Annotated in this window: 13 protein-coding genes and 1 other RNA gene; 8 read left to right on the plus strand and 6 right to left on the minus strand. The window is 44.8% G+C overall.

Going from position 1 to position 17,813, the window contains the following annotated elements; genetic code table 11:
* Positions 1 to 56: 56 nt before the first annotated feature.
* Positions 57 to 851 (minus strand): thymidylate synthase, encoded by a 795-nt coding sequence (locus KFF44_RS11560; protein ID WP_255934422.1) that lies wholly within the window; start codon positions 849 to 851, stop codon positions 57 to 59.
* A gap of 102 nt (positions 852 to 953) precedes the next feature.
* Between KFF44_RS11560 and ssrA the strand changes: the two genes are divergently transcribed.
* Positions 954 to 1,317: a transfer-messenger RNA gene (gene ssrA / locus KFF44_RS11565) on the plus strand.
* A gap of 9 nt (positions 1,318 to 1,326) precedes the next feature.
* Here the strand turns inward: ssrA and KFF44_RS11570 are convergent.
* Positions 1,327 to 1,692, minus strand: a complete 366-nt coding sequence (locus KFF44_RS11570; protein WP_255934423.1) for a hypothetical protein — start codon at positions 1,690 to 1,692, stop codon at positions 1,327 to 1,329.
* Positions 1,693 to 1,830: 138 nt separating this feature from the next.
* On the minus strand, positions 1,831 to 2,601 hold the full coding sequence (locus KFF44_RS11575; RefSeq protein ID WP_255934424.1) for a LuxR C-terminal-related transcriptional regulator: 771 nt from the start codon (positions 2,599 to 2,601) through the stop codon (positions 1,831 to 1,833).
* Positions 2,602 to 2,868: 267 nt separating this feature from the next.
* On the opposite strand from KFF44_RS11575, the gene KFF44_RS11580 reads away from it, so the two are divergent.
* From KFF44_RS11580 to KFF44_RS11595, 4 genes are all read left to right on the plus strand, one after another.
* Positions 2,869 to 3,450, plus strand: coding sequence for an SspB family protein (locus KFF44_RS11580; protein ID WP_255934425.1), 582 nt, complete (start codon positions 2,869 to 2,871; stop codon positions 3,448 to 3,450).
* Between the two features lie 81 nt (positions 3,451 to 3,531).
* Positions 3,532 to 5,142, plus strand: a complete 1,611-nt coding sequence (locus KFF44_RS11585) for a fumarate hydratase (protein WP_255934426.1) — start codon at positions 3,532 to 3,534, stop codon at positions 5,140 to 5,142.
* Positions 5,143 to 5,385: 243 nt separating this feature from the next.
* The gene (locus tag KFF44_RS11590; RefSeq protein ID WP_255934428.1) at positions 5,386 to 6,948 is read left to right on the plus strand and encodes a SulP family inorganic anion transporter; all 1,563 of its coding nucleotides are present in this window, start codon (positions 5,386 to 5,388) and stop codon (positions 6,946 to 6,948) included.
* Between the two features lie 32 nt (positions 6,949 to 6,980).
* A complete protein-coding gene (locus KFF44_RS11595) occupies positions 6,981 to 7,229 on the plus strand; it encodes a ribbon-helix-helix domain-containing protein (protein ID WP_255934430.1) in 249 nt (82 codons plus the stop codon).
* Between the two features lie 7 nt (positions 7,230 to 7,236).
* Here the strand turns inward: KFF44_RS11595 and KFF44_RS11600 are convergent, their stop codons facing one another.
* Complete coding sequence (locus KFF44_RS11600) at positions 7,237 to 10,782, minus strand: AsmA family protein (RefSeq protein ID WP_255934431.1); 3,546 nt, start codon at positions 10,780 to 10,782, stop codon at positions 7,237 to 7,239.
* A gap of 243 nt (positions 10,783 to 11,025) precedes the next feature.
* Here KFF44_RS11600 and KFF44_RS11605 point away from each other — a divergent pair, with 243 nt between their 5' ends.
* The 3 genes from KFF44_RS11605 to KFF44_RS11615 all read left to right on the plus strand — a co-directional run bounded on the left by KFF44_RS11605 (position 11,026) and on the right by KFF44_RS11615 (position 16,214).
* Complete coding sequence (locus KFF44_RS11605; RefSeq protein ID WP_255934432.1) at positions 11,026 to 12,825, plus strand: chloride channel protein; 1,800 nt, start codon at positions 11,026 to 11,028, stop codon at positions 12,823 to 12,825.
* 69 nt (positions 12,826 to 12,894) lie between these two features.
* Positions 12,895 to 15,264 (plus strand): ATP-dependent helicase, encoded by a 2,370-nt coding sequence (locus KFF44_RS11610; RefSeq protein ID WP_255934433.1) that lies wholly within the window; start codon positions 12,895 to 12,897, stop codon positions 15,262 to 15,264.
* Between the two features lie 20 nt (positions 15,265 to 15,284).
* Entirely contained in the window at positions 15,285 to 16,214 is a 930-nt protein-coding gene (locus KFF44_RS11615; RefSeq protein ID WP_255934434.1) for a 50S ribosomal protein L11 methyltransferase, read from the plus strand.
* Between the two features lie 38 nt (positions 16,215 to 16,252).
* Here KFF44_RS11615 and KFF44_RS11620 read toward each other — a convergent pair whose 3' ends face one another.
* Positions 16,253 to 16,546 carry a hypothetical protein gene (locus tag KFF44_RS11620; RefSeq protein WP_255934435.1) on the minus strand — a complete coding sequence of 98 codons (294 nt, stop codon included), beginning with the start codon at positions 16,544 to 16,546 and terminating at the stop codon, positions 16,253 to 16,255.
* Between the two features lie 307 nt (positions 16,547 to 16,853).
* Positions 16,854 to 17,804, minus strand: a complete 951-nt coding sequence (locus tag KFF44_RS11625; protein WP_255934436.1) for a TIGR00341 family protein — start codon at positions 17,802 to 17,804, stop codon at positions 16,854 to 16,856.
* Positions 17,805 to 17,813 lie beyond the last annotated feature (9 nt).

Genomic DNA, 17,813 nt, shown 5'->3' on the forward strand with positions numbered 1-17,813 from the left:
CGCTTAATATTTTCATTGTTTGATGACAGAGGACAAGCTCCACAAATATAAAGTTTCTAGACAGCGACAACCCCTTTGATATGAGGATGTGCTTGGTAATTCAAAATCTGGATATCTTCATATGTGAATGCAAATAAATCATTAACATCTTGATTTAATTTCAATTCAGGTAAGTCAAATGGTATGCGCGATAACTGCAAATCGGCTTGATCAATATGATTGCTGTATAAATGAGCGTCGCCAAAGGTATGCACAAAATCACCAACCCCCAGGCCACAAGCTTGCGCAATCATATGGGTCAGCAATGCATAAGATGCGATATTGAAGGGCACTCCTAAAAACACATCTGCGCTTCGTTGGTAAAGCTGACAAGACAATTTGCCCTCTGCAACGTAAAACTGGAACAAACAATGACATGGAGGCAAAGCCATGTGATCAACGTCTGCAACATTCCATGCAGATACAATTAAACGGCGGCTTTCAGGCGTATTTTTGATTTGGTGGAGCAAATTGGTGATTTGATCGACCTTTTCACCGTTCGGGGTGGGCCAACTGCGCCATTGATGGCCGTACACTGGCCCAAGGTCGCCATTTTCGTCCGCCCATTCATCCCAAATCTTCACACCATTTTCTCTTAGGTATCCGATATTTGTATCGCCTTTTAAGAACCAAAGAAGCTCATGAACAATCGATTTTAGGTGAAGTTTCTTGGTCGTAACGAGTGGAAACCCATCATTGAGGTTAAATCGCATCTGATGGCCGAAAACACTATAAGTTCCCGTTCCTGTCCGATCCCCTCTAAAAACGCCTTCGCGTCTAATTCTCTCTAAAAGCTCATGATATTGTTGCACAAAGTCACTCCCTGAAAACTGCACTTTATTTCTATAGGGTCTTCGGTCATGGAGCGCAAGAAAATGGCTATGAATTTCATAGTGCCATTATTATTCGCGAAAATACTTTAATTTCATATCAGAATTTCTTATATGAGAGGTGCTGGTTTTCCAGCTATGGCGATAAACGGCGCAGTAAGTAAATAAGACGGACCCGGGGGCGGTACCCGGCACCTCCACCATAAAGAACCTACCTGTTTAGGGTTCTTTATGATGGGGGTGAAATAGGATCGACGTGTATTGAACAGTGTTAGCTTTTCGCTCGGGATGGTACCGCCGCGATGGACCAAATTTTTATAAATGCAAACGACAATGACGTCGAGTTCGCTGTTGCAGCGTAAGCTGTTCCAGTAAACACATTTATCAATTCCTGAGGATTGACGTCTTCAGGTGGGGGTTGGTCCACCTAGCAACAGAACGGACCATTTATTTAAATTTAGCAGTATACATCCCTGCATTCGCAGTCATCTGCACCTAGTTCCAAGGCTCTAATCTGAACCAGAGTAAATGCAAAAGCTATATCTTCACGTGGTCGCCCCAAAATGACATAAAAAAATCGTATTACTGCATGTGCGGCAATATCGTTTTTATTATGATATTCTATCTCGCTGAATTCTGTGTTTGTTGAAATCCCGTATATATTTTCAATATCTACAAGTATAGAATCTAAAACGCTTGGCTCTAATTGCGCAAATAGAAATATTAACTGTTTCATCATGTTCTGATACGAAAGTACAGTACCCGAACATACGGCATGTACATTGTCTTTAGTGTCGTACGACACTGGTGTAATTATAGTCATCAGAAGGCTCCCAATCTAACAAATCAGGAGCTAAGTCTCTACACCCCCAACCGTCTAATAGGAATGTAATCAGACTTTGAAGCGTTTTCCTATAGGCTGATCAGATAGGGTGAATTTGAGAAAGTAGCCAAAAACACCTTATGCGTGAATTTGATTTAGAAAATATGCCCTCATCACAGCCTGAATGCGCGTATGCACCCCCATTCGTTTCTTTGCGCTTTCAACGTGTGCATGAACGGTACTTTCTGCAAGATTAAGAATACTCGCGGTCTCGGCGTCTGTTTTGCCCTTGCTTACCCAATATAAACATTCCCGCTCTCGAGGTGTAAGCTTCTTGACAATTAGAGAAGAATTATCGTTCTCACCTGCTTGATCGGTGCCAGATAGCCTCACATAAGCCTCGAAGAAAGCAGATACAACAAATGAAATCATATATTTCATTCCCCATGTAAGGATTGAGGGAATGGTTGATTGACTAGATATAAGAGTAAGCGCTGACACAGGAAAACCGGCATAATGCAAAGGAATTGTATAGCCTTCTAATATGCCTTGCTCGTCCATAATAGAGAGAAAAGACTGGTCCATTTCATTCAATCCAGCAAGGAACTCTGCCTCAGACCAATCAAAAGGATAGATTTGAGAAGCCGCCTTCCTTAAAATCGGATTATTGTAGCGGCTATCTGCTATAATATACTCATGCAGCGCCTCCACCGCCAGACTTGCAGAGTGAACCCGAACCCGTTTCTCCTCTGCCCATGCCATACATGACGTGCAAATATAGTCATCGAATCCCAATGACCGTATCAAATCTGTGAATTTCACTTCAAGTTCCGAAATGCTTGCTGCTAACAAGGCAGCGTCGCAAAATGCGGCAGACTCTCTAGTATGTTTATCCTCAATCTGTAGCAATCGCGCTTCTCGGCTTTAAAATTGTATTTTGCAAATTTTAGTAAATTAATCAAAAAAATGACCATAATAAGATTAACCACTTAAAATCAATCATCAATTTACAATCCAAATGCCAAGAATATGATGTCAATGTCGAACTAAGACCATTCAACCTCTTCACGAAATAGAAATTTCACATAAAAATCCGTAATTTTCCCTTCACGCCGCTGATATCTGTTATTATAACAGCCGAAATTACTTAATCATTGACGATGATAGAGAACATCAATGGCTGACACTTTTATTGACTATGACTCCAAAGTACAAAGTGCCTTGAGAAGCGTTGTAAGAAGCGTGTTGATTGATACTGAGAAAGAGGGCTTGGCTGGCGATCATCACTTTTATATTGCGTTCAAGACGCAAGCTGACGGCGTCATGATTCCTGACCACCTGATTTCAAGATTTCCCGACGAAATGACAATCGTTCTTCAGCACAAATACTGGGGACTTAAGGTTTTTGATGATTATTTTGAAATCGGTTTATCGTTCAATCAAACACCAGAGCATCTAACAATCCCCTTCGCTGCAGTTACAGGTTTTGTAGACCCGAGCGTTCAATTTGCCCTGCAGTTCCATGATGACAATGGCAGTGCGAATACTGTTGAAGGAAATAATGAGAGTATATTTCCATCTGATGCTACCAGCGCATTCCCAACAAATGTAACAAACGAAGACGCCAAAGCCTCAACTTCGCAAGACTCTAACGCGAATGAGCATACCGCCAAGGCCATGGTGGCAGATACCGACGATGATGACAGCAAAAAAGATGAAAACAATGTCGTCACACTCGATGCTTTTAGAAAAAAATAGCACTCTAGAAGACAGCATCACTAGCCAGGCCGTTTAACCGCGACCAAGCAACCTTAATTCAAAACATAAAGAGACATAGACATGACTGAATGGACGTATTCAAAACTTTTCCAAACAGGTAATGACGACACAGAGTATCGAAAAATAACAAGCGACTATGTCTCCACTATCGAAGTAGAGGGCCGTACTATCCTAAAGGTCGAAGATGAAGGCCTGGAGCTTTTGTCAAGAGAGGCTATGGCAGATATCGCGCATTTACTTCGCCCAGGCCACCTCCAGCAGCTCGCGGATATTCTGGATGACAAAGAAGCAAGCGATAATGATCATTTTGTCGCCAAGGAACTCTTGAAAAACGCAAATATTGCTGCGGGCCGGGTTCTCCCGAGTTGCCAGGACACCGGCACAGCGATCGTCGTCGGCAAGAAAGGCCAGGACGTCTGGACAGATAATGATGATGCAGCCCCCCTTAGCAAAGGCATCATGCGGACCTACACAGAAACTAATTTGCGTTATAGCCAGATGGCCCCGATTTCCATGTATAAGGAAGTTAACACAAAAAATAATACGCCAGCGCAGATTGATTTGTACGCAACAACCGGCAACGAATATCATTTTCTGTTCATGGCGAAAGGTGGGGGCAGTGCAAACAAGACCTTCTTGTTCCAACAAACACCCGCGACACTTCGTGAAGACAGGATGCTTGCGTTCTTAGAAGAGAAAATCAAAACACTCGGTACGGCCGCGTGTCCACCCTATCACTTAGCAATAACAATTGGCGGTTTGTCCGCTGAACAGAATCTTGCAACCGTTAAAAAAGCCTCGGCCCGTGACCTCGATAATTTACCAACTACAGGCGATGAAACAGGCCGCGCTTTCCGCGATATTGAACTCGAAGAAAAAATCCATAAAATGACCCAGAATATGGGGATTGGCGCGCAGTTTGGTGGGAAATATTTCTGCCATGATGTTCGCGTAATTCGCCTTCCCCGTCACGGTGCTAGTCTGCCTGTTGGTATTGGTGTTTCCTGTTCCGCCGACCGTCAGGCAAAGGCGAAAATCACAGCAGACGGTATTTTCATTGAGCAGCTCGAGACTGATCCAGCGAAATATATGCCGGAGGTCAGTGAAAATACTTTGTCTGATGAAGTCGTTAAAATTGACCTCAATCGCCCGATGAAAGATATTCTGGCTGAATTAACAAATTATCCAATAAAAACCCGCCTCAGCCTTACTGGTACAATCATCGTTGCCCGTGATCTCGCGCATGCCCGTATTCAAAAAATGATCGAGGACGGCGCTGAAATGCCGAGTTACTTCAAAGATCATATTATCTATTATGCCGGACCAGCGAAAACGCCCGAAGGCTATGCCTCTGGTTCTTTTGGTCCAACCACCGCAGGCCGCATGGACAGCTATGTCGGGCCATTCCAAAAATTGGGCGGTAGCATGATCAGCCTCGCCAAAGGCAACAGATCACGCGATGTAACCAAAGCCTGTGAAGAAAATGGCGGGTTTTACCTCGGCTCCGTTGGTGGGCCAGCAGCAGCACTTGCCCAAGACAATATCACCAAAATCGAAACACTTGATTTTGCTGACCTCGGCATGGAAGCTGTATGGAAAATTGATGTTGTTGATTTCCCTGCATTCATTGTTGTGGATGACAAAGGAAATGACTTCTTTAAAGCGCTTTAGCTAAATCAATCCAATCAGACATACAGAAAAGCTCAGTCATGTATTCGCTGGGCTTTTTTGATTTCAAGTCCATTCCCTCGAACTCACATAAGTTTTGAGAGGCAATGGACGTGAGTAACTTTATTCGAAGTCTCTTGCCCTATTGACCTTAACGGTATAGAACCCTGCGCTTGTAGAAATTAGCGCAGACCTTACACAATTCAGATCGCAGACCTGCTTTACCTCTGCCATAAAGGGCCATTCATGTTTAATAATCTAACATCATCCTTTCGTGCAATGACACCAAACATTGTCAAGACAGAGGTTCTCTCGGGTCTTACTGTAGCGCTTGCTCTTGTGCCTGAAGCCGTTGCATTTGCGATAGTCGCACGAGTCGATGCACTAGTCGGTCTGTATGCCGCTTTCATTGTTGGTCTAATCACAGCCCTTATTGGGGGAAGGCCTGGAATGATTTCTGGTGCAACTGGCGCCTTAGCTGTTGTGATGGTCGAATTGGTTGTAAGTCACGGCGTACAATATTTATTCGCAACCGTTGTTTTAATGGGAATATTACAAATACTTGCTGGTGCCTTCCGACTTGGAAAATTCATCCGGATGGTCCCGTATCCCGTAATGCTCGGGTTTGTTAACGGGCTCGCCATAGTTATTTTCTTAGCTCAACGGTCACAATTTAAGGATGCTTCTGGCGAATGGTTAAATGGCATTCAACTATATCTTATGCTTGGCCTGACCGGTTTAACTATGCTGATTATTTGGGCAGGTAGTAAATATATTAAAGCATTCCCGGCCCCACTTTTAGGCATTCTCATTGTTTCAGCAATTGTCATCGGCTTTAACCTTGATGTTTCACGAGTAGGCGACTTGGGCTCTATTCAAGGTGGTTTACCTGATTTCAGTATTCCGGCTGTCCCTATGAACTTTGAAACACTAAGTATTATCTTCCCATATAGTGCTATACTTGCAGCAATCGGATTAATTGAATCACTATTGACACTAAACCTAGTTGCCGAAATTACAGAATCAAAAGGCGGTGCAAGCCAAGAATGCGTCGCGCAAGGTGCTGCAAACGTAGTCACAGGCTTTTTCGGCGGCATGGGTGGATGTGCCATGATTGGTCAAAGCATGATCAACGTGAATTCTGGTGGTCGTACTCGGCTTTCAGGGACATCTGCTGCACTTTTCTTACTTGCATTCATTCTGTTCGGCAGTAGCCTGATCGAACAAATTCCACTTGCCGCCCTCACTGGTGTTATGTTCATGGTGGTGGTTGGAACCTTCGCATGGTCGAGCTTCAGGATTATCAATAAAATTCCACGCTCTGACGCATTTGTTCTGATATTAGTATCAGGAGTAACTGTTGCAGAAGACCTTGGCATCGCCGTAATTGTTGGTGTTATTGTCTCTGCCCTTGTCTTCTCGTGGCAGGCAGCCAAACGTATTGAAGCCCGCACAAGTATGCTCGCTGAAAACCAAAAACTATATGAGTTACACGGCCCTCTATTCTTTGGCTCCATCACCAGCTTTCAGGAGATCTTTGACCCCAAAGGCGACCCTGAAGATGTGATCGTAGATTTTATTGATAGCCGCGTTTGGGATCATTCGGGCCTTCAAGCAATTGACAGCCTTGCAGAGCGTTACAAAAGTGCCGGTAAAACACTTCACCTGCGTCACCTGAGTGCCGATTGTAAATCCCTTCTCAACAAAGCGGGGCAAATGGTGGAAGTTTCAGTGATTGAAGACCCAGAATATGGTATCGCCGTTGACTATGAAGGCCGTCTGGAAAAAGAAGAGCCAATTGCATCTTGACCAACAGGATAAAATAACGGCAAATTTCCCTAATGTTAGATCTTGAAGATGCAAAATTAAAAAAACGTTCTGTGACCATTTCCGGCCACAGAACATCAATATCGATCGAGCAATGCTTTTGGCGGCACCTAAAACGTTATGCTGATACGGACAAAATTTCACTCAATGAAATTGTCAGACAAATCGATGAAGCCCGCTCAAGGTCACTATCAGGCAGTATTCGGGCCTATGTTATCCAACGCCTTGAAACAGAAAGTACCCAAAAGATAACAACCGACTAATCAGGCGTTAGTTTTGCTTCTCTTTATCTTGTTCTTCCTTCGCCTTTGCGGCTTCTGCTTCTTTCTTTGCTTGTTGTTTTTTCTTTAAGGCTGAAAGAATACCAAAAGCACTATCAAAGACTGCGCTGCCAGCGCTATTTGATTTTGGAGGATTATCCGGGGAGGTCGTACTGTCCGCCTTTTCAAACTGCTTAAAAATACTGGACCTTAGACGGCGCTCTATCCCTGCAAGAACAAATCGTTCCAACGCCCGGCTTTGCCAACCACCACTCGGGGAAGACAAAGGCCCACGATAATTCACGGGCATTAAAGGTGCGTCCACCGGACTTGCGAGCGCAAGAGCACCCTTCATATCCATAAACTGGTCAACCAGATTAATTTGTCCGTCAAGCCCAAGGCTTCCCCAGCTACCGTTTGCTTTAAACGTTTCCACCAGTGCTACACCACTATCCATCGAAAATGATGCTTCCAATGTACCAAATGATGTCTGCCCACCTTGCAAGCGATGACCAATTACATTCAAAAACCCACGCCCTGATGATGCTGTTTGAATATCATTTATCAAAGAAGGCACATCCAAAAACGATAAAATACCAGCTTGTCCCTTGAAACTACCTTGCCCGTTCAGGCTTTTCATCAAAGATAAGGTATCATTACCTTGTGCCGCCAGGTTTAGTTTCACTGAACTACCGCCAGACATGAAATCACTATAGCCTGCGCCGATCAGCATAGACGCAATATCAATGTAATTTGCATCCAATTCCAATTCAAATGCAGGAATAGGGTTAAGCGCAACAGAAACCTTCCCATATAAGGGCTGACCATTCAACTGCGCCCCTTCACCAAGGCCTAAATACGCATAGCCGTCACCGATATCAAGTTGGCCATTCTGAAGTGATAATATTTGGCCAAACACTTCGACATTATTGAAAGTAAGCGCAACCGCCCCCGCGTAATCACTATAGTTGCCCAGATTAAAAGCTGGTTGATTGCCAGAAGGTCTGTATGAAGCAGTTTGATTAAAGGTCTGAGGCGGAACGCCCGAGGTAGTTTTTGGCGATGCATTGACTTTCCAATTTTGAAATTGTAATCCGCCGTTAATCGTTTTTCCTTGCCCCGCCAAGTTCCCGAAAAAGCTGGCATTACCGTTCCTTACATCCAATCCATTTAGGGCCCAATTTTTGTCCTGAAACTTTGCCTTCCCATTCAGGTTTATGGAATTTGTCGGATTAGGAAGTGGTAAATCAAGCGAGAACAGGTCAAATAACTTGATCGCACTTTGATGGGCCACAGAAAAAGTCGCTTCAATGTCACCTGGTTGATAAACCGCTTCCGTAATAACCTGGCTATTTTCAACCTTACCATTTGCTTTTACAGCAACTGGTCCGTTTAGCGAATTTTGATTAATAGCGAGTGTAAGATCAACAGGCGTCACTTTAGCATTTATACCCACCTCCTTTAGGGTCTTGGAAACATCATCATGACGCACATTTCCCTGAAGCGACATAGTTACTATAGTATCATCTTCTAATGACAAATCGCCGCTTAAAGACCATTCTGATGACCAATCATGTTTGACATTCGCAACAACCTTAAGAGCGTCCATGGGGCCGTTTACCGAAATGTTCCCCGTAGCAGTCTTTAGCCCTAAATCATCCAAATACTGTGCACTCTCAGGCGCTAATTCACGCACTAAGTCCAGTGACATATTGGAAAATCCTGCATTCAATTCATAATTGGGCTGGGAATTTGTACTAGCAGGGCTTTGAACAGCACCAGCAATATTCAACGAACCGTTTCCTTGAGAGGCTGTAAACTTTGAAACCCTGATTTCCACAGGACTTGCCTGAGTTTCAATATTTATATTTTTGAACTGCTTATTTTTCCAAAGGGCCTGATCAGCCGTTAACTTGAGATCAATTGTATTCGCTGGAAAATAAGAAACGTTAGTAGTCTGCGTGTTCGATGAAGGCGCAGGATTAGCTTCAGGCTGGACGGTACCCTTTGCAAAATCTGAAAGGTAAGCATCAAGATTTATAGTACCAACATTTATATCCGCAGTAGTAAGATACGTCCCCGTGAAATTGCCCGTCGCTGTTCCAGTGAAATTGGACGTATCAACATTCCCCTTCACATTTTCTATAGTCCAGCTAGAGCGATCAAAATTTAGCTTCGCGGCAATATTAGCAGTGGCTAATCGACCCGCAGGCAAATCTTTTTGAAAGGAGGCGCCTGTCCAGTCCAAAAGAACTGGCAATTGTTCTGATATAATTGAAAAACCACCACTGCCCCGGATATCATCCTGCCCATCGATAACAAGCTGCGCAGCAACACCAGTGCCGCCCGGAAGAAGTGCCTGAAACTTGTTAAGCTCAATTCGATTACCATTCACCCTGACAACAGCGTCAACATTTCTGATCGTATTGCCTTTTAAGACAATCCCTTCAACTGTTGTATCAAGCGCCCCCTGCAACGGTAGATTAAAGCCACTGGTTTGATCGGAATTTGCCGCCTGATCATCAACATTAGAAATGAAAAACGTATCCCAGCGCGCCGTATCTATGATTCCAAGGGCCAGTGTGCCCGTTACGTTGGAGCGCTCTTCAAGATTTGCATACGTCAAATCAAGCCGCCCGTGTGTACTGTTCACGTCTAGTTGCTTGGATACAATGGAATAAACGCCACCGTTTCCCTCAACCTGTAAGTCAACGAGAAAGGGAATGTCTGTTCCTTCATATGTCGTTTCACTACCCGTAATATTCGAAACTGACGATAGAAAGCCCGGCAAATCATTACCAGATATAATTGCGCGACCGAGTACACCTGTTTCTGCGCCGTACCGACCTGATACTGATAGGCCACCGCCATTCACACCGAGTTCTACTTTCAAGGAAATTTCATCCCGTGAAGGAATAGGACGCGCTCGACCGCTAACGTCAACCTTTTCATCGCCAACAAAAAACTGTCCTTGCCAATTCAATGGACCCTTTGGAAAAACGCCTGACAGTGAAATATCAAGACTCTCAATATTTCGTTGCTTGCCATCAAAAGGAACAATATTGATACGGGCACCAGTCAGTTGAAATTGATCCAGATTAATAGCCGTATCCGCTGAGCTTTCATTCTCATCATCAGAGGGTGATTGCTGTCTGGCCTTATTGTCGGGCCACCCCTGTAGAACCCAGGCACCGTTCTGGTCCTCGTTGACATTCAACTCTAGACCAACAAGCTCCAACTTATTAAAGGATACATCCCCTTTTAAAAGGTCACCCAAAGAAAGCTCGACATCGATCCGTTTCGCGGTGGCTATAAGCTCCGAATTTTGTTCATCAGGCCTTCTAAGCGATATGGTTTCAGCGCTTAAAGACGGTGTTGGAAGAAGACTAATACCTATATTTCCTGCAAGATCTAGCTTAACGCCTGTCGTGCTATAAGCCGTTTCTTCTAATGTTCCTTTATATTCATTCCAATCAACCGTGCTTAAGAAAATGGCCGCGACAGCAACACATGCAAAAACGAATGCAATAATTCCAAAAGTGATCTTCTTAAACACAGCTCTTAACCTGCCTTCGTTGTAAATTAGATAGAGTGTTACACACCTTTTATAGGAATGAGAGTAACATCACCGCGATTTTTACTCTAAAATCAGGCAATGATACGGCAAAAAATCAACTATTAAGAAACAGTTTCTGCAATAAATTTAAAAGAGAAGGTTTTACCCAGTCATAAGAACTGCTATCTGATTGTTATATTCTACGAACTATAACTTCTGGCTGAAGACGAGTATTCAGGCAAAATGGCAAAGAAAAAGCACACATTACATGGCTGGGCGCGGTGGCTACGGGCAACAATGTTTGGTTCTGGCCGTTATGAATATGGCGTCATCACCTTTCTTGCTGCCATAATCGGGGTTATTGCAGGCTATGCAGCCATCGGATTTTATCTAGCAATCGAAGCGATTATCATTTTCGCCTTTGGCGAAAGCGAAGCAACATTTGCAACGGGTATTACAAATTTACCGTGGTGGCAAATTCTACTGGTTCCCATCATAGGCGGCTTAGTTGTTGGGCAAATTCTTCGGTTTCTTCCAAACAATCTTACAAAGGGTGTTCCCCACGTTATCGAAGCAGCAGCACTTAAGAAAAGCCATGTTGACTTGAAAGAAGGTTTGATTAGTGCAGCCGCAACCATTTTATCGCTCGGTGCTGGTGCTTCATCAGGACGGGAAGGGCCTGTTGTGCATTTGGGTGCCACGCTTGCTGCCTTCGTCACTGATCGCTTGCACTTAAACCCAGCCACAGCGCGAACCCTACTCGGCTGTGCTGTGGCAAGCGCTGTGGCCGCTTCGTTTAATGCACCAATCGCAGGAGTATTTTTTGCGCTTGAGGTCATCATAGGGCACTACGCTCTTCACACGTTTGCTCCGATTGTTATTGCCGCGATCGCCGGCACACTCGTCAGCCGTGCGCACCTCGGTGACAATCCTGCTTTTCAAGTTATCGATTACTCAATCGTCAGCTTTTGGGAATTTCCAGCCTTCTTCATTCTAGGTATCGTCGCCGCCATTGTAGCGATCATTTTTATGACGGCTATTAATTACGGCGATAAAATTCGGACAAGCTTTTCCAAAATCCCCTATTGGCTCCACCCTGCTATTGCCGGGCTGATCTTAGGCATGATCGCCCTCGTCTATCCTGAGGTTCTAAGCGTTGGCTATGAAGCCACATCAAAAGCACTGAACGGTGAGTATACACTGCAAGTTCTTTTAGCTTTAATTGTAGCTAAGATTTTTGCTGCAACGGTCTCATTGGCTGGTAGGTTTGGCGGCGGTGTTTTCAGCCCTTCATTGTTTATTGGTGCTGTGCTTGGTGGTGCTTTCGGCCTCATTGTCGCAACTATTTTCCCAGAACTGGCATCATCACATGGAATGTATGCCATTGTAGGTATGGGCGCGATGGCAAGCGCCGTTTTAGGCGCACCCATATCAACAATGCTGATTGTCTTTGAGATTACAGGTGATTATTCAACTACAATCGCCGTGATGATCGCGTCCGCCGTAGCAAGCCTTGTTAGCAACCTGTTTTATCGGCGATCCATATTTCACATGCAACTTGCGAACAGAGGCATTTTCCTTGAAGGCGGTCGTGCCACTTACCTCCTCAAGTCTGCGCATGTGAGTGATCATATGACACGCGATTTTTACACGCTCCAGACAAGCGAAAAAGCCATAAAAGCCAGAGAGCTATTAATGCTTCAAGGTGGTGGCATTCTTATCGTGACCAACGAAACTGGTCACATGGAAGGGATTTTATCCTTTTCGGAGCTGCCATCGCATGTATTTGAAGGCGATATGGCAAATTCGGTCACTGTCGGCGAGCTTTTACGTCGAGCGCCAACGGTTGTGAAATCTAGTGATATTTTGGAAGTTGCCCTCAATAAGCTTGAAATGAGCGGAGAAGAAACATTGCCTGTTGTTTCTCCAGAAGGAAACAATACGGTTGTCGGGCTGATCAAACACCGTATGGTTATGCGCGAATATAACCGGGCTCTTCTAGAATCTCATGGCCAGGACAAAACTATCGGCAAACACGGTTAATTATAAAAATATTCGACTTTCCAGCATGATCAGCTTCCCCATCCGGAAGTAGGATGATATAGACAAATCATGATGAATGACCCTTTTGATCTTGACGGTTTTGACACCCCCTCTGCACCTGCTGCACCGCAGCAAGAAGCTACAGCCACAGACCATGAACCGCCATACATAAGCGGCCTAAACGCGCCGCAAAGAGAGGCCGTTCTGACTTGTGAGGGCCCCGTTCTTGTGCTCGCAGGGGCAGGTACAGGAAAAACCCGTGTCCTTACAACCCGTCTTGGTCATATTATGGCAACGGGCCGTGCAGCACCCTGGAATATACTGGCTGTTACTTTTACGAATAAAGCTGCGAAAGAAATGCAGGAGCGGGTCGCGCGCGTTATGGGGCGCCCGGTTGAGGGTATGTGGATAGGAACATTCCATTCTGTATGTGTTCGTATCCTTAGAAAACATGCCGAACTCGTGGGCTTAAAATCCAATTTCACCATTCTTGATACTGATGATCAAATTCGCCTTTTGAAACAACTCTTGCAGGCAGAAAATATCGATGACAAACGCTGGCCCGCTCGAACATTGGCTGGCCTCATTGATCGATGGAAAAACCGTGCCCTAACCCCGGACAAAATACCGGAAGGCGAAAGCTATGCTTTTGCTAATGGCTTGGGAGGAAAGCTTTACAAAGCTTATCAGGATCGCCTGACAATTTTAAATGCCTGTGATTTTGGTGATCTACTGATGCATGTGATCACCATCTTTATGAATAACCCTGATGTTTTAAGGGAATACCATAATCTCTTTAAATATATTCTTGTGGACGAGTATCAGGACACAAACGTCGCACAATATCTCTGGCTCCGTCTGCTTGCGCAATCGACACAGAATATTTGCTGTGTAGGTGATGATGATCAATCTATTTATGGTTGGCGCGGGGCAGAAGTTGGTAATATTCTGAGGTTCTCCGATGACTTCCCAGGGGCAAAGGTTGTTAGGCTAGAGCAAAACTACAGGTCTACAGGTAATATCCTCGCCGCCGCATCTGCGCTCATCGCTACTAACGAAGACAGGCTTGGTAAAACACTTTGGACAGATCAGGATAACGGCGACCTTATAACTGTTCGTGGGGTCTGGGATGCTCCTGAAGAAGCCAGATCAATCGGCGATGAAATTGAAAGCCTGCAAACCAAAGGGCATGCCCTAAGCGAAATCGCCATTTTGGTGCGCACTGGTTTCCAGATGCGTGAGTTTGAAGAGCGTATGATTACGCTTGGTGTCCCCTACCGTGTAATCGGAGGCCCGCGTTTCTATGAACGTGCGGAAATTCGTGATGCAATGGCGTATCTGAGAGTGATCGCACAGGCCGATGATGACCTTGCTTTCGAACGTATTGTCAATGTTCCAAAACGCGGCCTCGGCGGTGCCACCATTCAAAAGATCCATCATCTGGCTACTTCGCACGAAATTTCGATGACACGTGCAGCCCGGCAAATCACGGGGCTTGATATCCTGCGACCTCAGGCGAAAAATTCGATCACCAAATTAATGGATAATTTCGATCGATGGCGGGCCATGTTACACACCCATTCGCATGTTGAAGTAGCAGAAATGGTATTGGACGAGTCTGGTTATACCGAAATGTGGCAAAACGATAAATCACCTGATGCGGCTGGTCGACTTGAAAACCTTCAAGAACTTGTTTCTGCAATGGGTGAATTTGAGAACTTAGGCGGTTTTCTGGAACATATTTCACTGGTAATGGAAAATGCAGGCAACGACAGTCAGGATAAAGTAAGCCTGATGACTTTGCATGCTGCCAAAGGGCTGGAATTTGACACTGTTTTTCTACCCGGTTGGGAAGAAGAGATATTCCCAAGCCAACGCGCCATGGACGAAAGTGGCATGAAGGCGCTAGAGGAAGAACGTCGGCTTGCCTATGTGGGCATAACCCGTGCGAAGAAGAAAGCCTTTATATATTTTGCTGGAAATCGTCAGGTATTTGGTCAGTGGCGTAGCAGTATTCCAAGCCGCTTCATTGAAGACTTACCTGAAGATCATATCGAAATGGACTCAGCGCAAGGCCTCTACGGAAATCGCTCTGGTCGCACAAATGGTTGGGGTAGCGATGATAGCTGGTCTAACGAGACTAACGATGGGTATTTCACATCAAGCGGCGATAAGTATGGCCCAGGGTGGCAACGTGCCCAGGAATGGCGCCAAAATCAAAGCGCAACTAAATATCAAAGCTCAAAGCCAATTATTGAAGGCAGAGTGAAACGAAAACCAAAACCAACTCCCGTCAGTAATTTTGCCGTGGGGGAACGGGTTTTTCATGATAAATTCGGATATGGTACGATCGAAGATGTTGAAGGTAACAAGCTGTTGGTCGCTTTTGAGAAAGCAGGTACCAAGCGCGTTATCGATACATTCATTACGGCCGCATAGTTCAAGAAAGCAGATAATCTATGACTGTTGATACATGGTGTTTAACCCTAGAGGCACCGCTTGAAAAAGCACAAGCGCTTGAGACGATCCTTGAGACTTCAATTTTAATGGAAAGCGAGTACCCGCCTACTCTCTCCTATTTTGAGCAACCTGGTGACGCAAACTGGAAAATCGAACTGTTTGTGACCGGAACACCAGACGAAAATATGCTCAAAGCATTGTTGAGGGACGCCGCATTAAAAAGTGTTCCCTATTCGCTTGAAAAACTAGAAGACCGTGACTGGGTTAGCGAAAGCCAAAAGCTATTGAAACCCGTCGAAGCAGGCCGCTTTTATATATATGGAAGCCACGACGCTGACAGTCTACCACAGGATACTATCAATATCTTGATTGATGCCGGGCAAGCATTTGGAACGGGACAGCATGAAACGACTTGGGCGTGCCTCCATACACTCGATACAATTGCAGATACCGTAAAACCAAAAACAATATTAGATTTAGGGACTGGTACCGGCGTGCTTGCGATCGCTGCAAAGAATTTATGGCCGGATAGCGATATTCTCGCGACCGACATAGACCCGATTGCAATCGACGTAACCGTGCAAAATATGGATGTCAATGACGTCAAAATAAGCGATAAGTTTGGCGACAAAGGAATAAGGTGCGTTACAGCCGAAGGCCTCGGTCATTCGAGCTTTACTGAATATGGTCCGTTTGATCTCATTACTGCGAATATTTTAGCGGGCCCATTGATTGACCTGGCCCCTGCCCTGACAGCAATATTACGGCCTGGTGGCACCTTGATTTTATCGGGTCTTTTGTTAACTCAAGAAAAAGAGGTCCTTGACGCTTATAGACATCAAGGACCAGATAATACTCTGAATTGGGAGATGGGCAGAGTAGAAAAAGGTGAGTGGCTCGCTCTTAAGCTCATTAAGCCACTCGTGTAAGCGGATTATCTTGGGAGGAAATAAGTCGCTTTAGTAACTTAGTGAGCGAATGCCGTCTGAGCACCGCCAAGACCTACTGGACGTACAATCTTGAAAGAGTATGATTTGCGAACACGTTCAATTTTGCTCATTTGGCCTGCTTCTTCCATCAATGTGAAAAAAGTGTCATTTGCTTTCATGTCGCTTGCCAATTCATTGATGCTTTCTTGAATAGCAACTGATGTTACTTCTTTTTGAACCGATGCGCTTGCTGTTCCTGGGATCAAACCTTCGCCAGCCATTAGGCCCATGAAAGAAAATGGTGCGATTGTTTCTGTTCTTATATTAGCCATCGTTATACTCCTCAATACCGACTGTATGTCGCTGTTATTTTTCCTATCAATGCAACATTCTGCGTTGCTGTTGAGGGAAAAATAATCATTTTGAGTAAGATAAGAAGTTAGAAAAAGCGCAAACTAGCCATGCAAAAAATGCATAACTCAACACGAATGCCTCCCATATTATAACGGTCTTTAAGGTATGAAAAGCGCCATGTTTTAGATGCTGATATTGAATATAGTCCAATATTTACAATAGTTTATATTTATATGAACTTAAAATTAACCCACTTGTAAGCACACGCATCAATCGCGAAGTCTCTCAAAAGATCACAGCCATGAGAGCAAAAAGCAATACAGTCCAAACCGCAATACCGGATAAAATAAAGGGTTTGGCCATTTTGCGTTCAAACCAAAGTCTGGGCCTGAACCCTTTGGTCATCAGCACCAAAAGCCCAGATAGATTTACGCAAACAATATTGACGGACAATAATAGAAGTGCGCCAAGCGCCGGCTTCATTTGCCCAACCCCAATCATAAATCCAAATGTGGCGGTCGGCGGTAACAAAGCGACAGCAACCATAACACCAACAAGTGTCATCGACAGGCCAGATGTTAGCGAGAGAACACCCGCAACCCCAGACGCAATCGCAAGCGCCACACCATCATAACCCACACTTGTCCGGCTCATAAGTTCGTGACTCGCAGGCACTTCTCCCCACAAATATCCGGTGAAGGCAGAAAGCAGTAATGCAACCGACAACCCGGCGACCGCAGTAAGAATCGACTTTTTCATTAATTCCTTATCACCTAGGGATGTACCAAGTGCGAGGGCAAGATTGGGCCCCAGCAAGGGAGCAATTACCATTGCCCCAACAACCACAGCCACGTTATCCTGCAACAAGCCAATTAAGGCTACAATCGTTGATAGGGTAACCAGTGTAATATAGGTACCATCAAGTTTGGCACCACGGTCCATCTTTTGATAAAGTTCTTCCCGCGTATCCACTGCATTATCTAATTCTACTGCAGGCAGGGTTGCATCTACACTCAGGATATTCACACGCGCCTTTTTTGACGTCAAAAGTACATCTTGTAATTCATCGATCAATCGTTGCCTGCGCGCTGGGCTCGTCAATAAGAAAAAGAGCGCATGATCATCCTCGAGCAAAACACCCTTGTGAAACGATACAGCCTCATATTTAGCAGCCAAATTTTTCAGTTTCGCTTCGGCTGCAATGGGTGCAGTGATTTGTAATAATTTTAGTGCCACAGCACCCCC

Source organism: Kordiimonas sp. SCSIO 12610 (assembly GCF_024398015.1).
Classification (GTDB): domain Bacteria; phylum Pseudomonadota; class Alphaproteobacteria; order Sphingomonadales; family Kordiimonadaceae; genus CANLMI01.